This window comes from Laedolimicola ammoniilytica (assembly GCF_025567165.1).
Classification (GTDB): domain Bacteria; phylum Bacillota; class Clostridia; order Lachnospirales; family Lachnospiraceae; genus Laedolimicola; species Laedolimicola ammoniilytica.
On record NZ_JAOQKC010000041.1, the window covers coordinates 4,120 to 4,796 of the forward strand.

The window sequence follows — 677 nt, forward strand, 5'->3', positions numbered from 1 at the left end:
TCCCCAATTAGGTGTAAAACTCTGCTCGATGGCGGGCGGCGGCGTACAAAAAATCTATATGGCAGATACCAAGACCAGCGCCCAGAGCGATAACGAGAGTCTGAAGAACGGTAATTGCCTGTTCAAAAAATGCCATATAGTTTGTTAGCCGGAATCTGATTAAAAAATAGGTTTGTCATGTTTCATAGGCATACAAAAGCCGGAACAATCTGCCGCCCGGTTTCCGGGGGCATGATTCCGGCTGTCCTCCTTTTTCATTATTTTTCTTGCGATTGTCCGCTTTGTACGCCAATGGCCTCAACAGAGGCAGTTGCGGCAAATAGATACGATCACTCCTTTCTCAGCGGAACCGTATTACACGCCCTCCGTGTCTACTTCATATACATCGCAGACCTCATCAGGCTTGAGTTTTAGTCTGGCAGACAAAAATGCTTCAATATCAAAGGTATTTCGCTTGTCTGCATCAGCTGTGTATTTGAAATTAGGGTGTCTGGTAATGTCATACTTGTCTGAAAGAAACGGACGCACACCGCGCAACTGCAAGATGCACTTGCCGCCATCCATAACTGCCAGCTCGTCCTGGCTCATCAGCTCTTTTCCCAATTTCTGATAGTTGAGCGAGTGGGAGGTCTCCCGTCCCCGGCTCTCTCCGGTGTTGTAAGTGTCTATGGTCTCCT

General features: G+C 47.9%; 1 protein-coding gene and 1 pseudogene. Both read right to left on the bottom strand.

Annotated features, from left to right (window positions below):
- Positions 1 to 7 precede the first annotated feature (7 nt).
- Entirely contained in the window at positions 8 to 136 is a 129-nt protein-coding gene (locus OCV63_RS17860; protein WP_158365400.1) for a Maff2 family mobile element protein, read from the bottom strand.
- Between the two features lie 218 nt (positions 137 to 354).
- Positions 355 to 677, bottom strand: a pseudogene (locus tag OCV63_RS17010) (VirD4-like conjugal transfer protein, CD1115 family); the annotation flags it as partial.

Excerpts from the sequence above, each read along its gene's own strand:
- OCV63_RS17860 (WP_158365400.1), bottom strand. The coding sequence starts at position 136 with ATGGCATTTTTTGAACAGGCAATTACCGTTCTTCAGACTCTCGTTATC.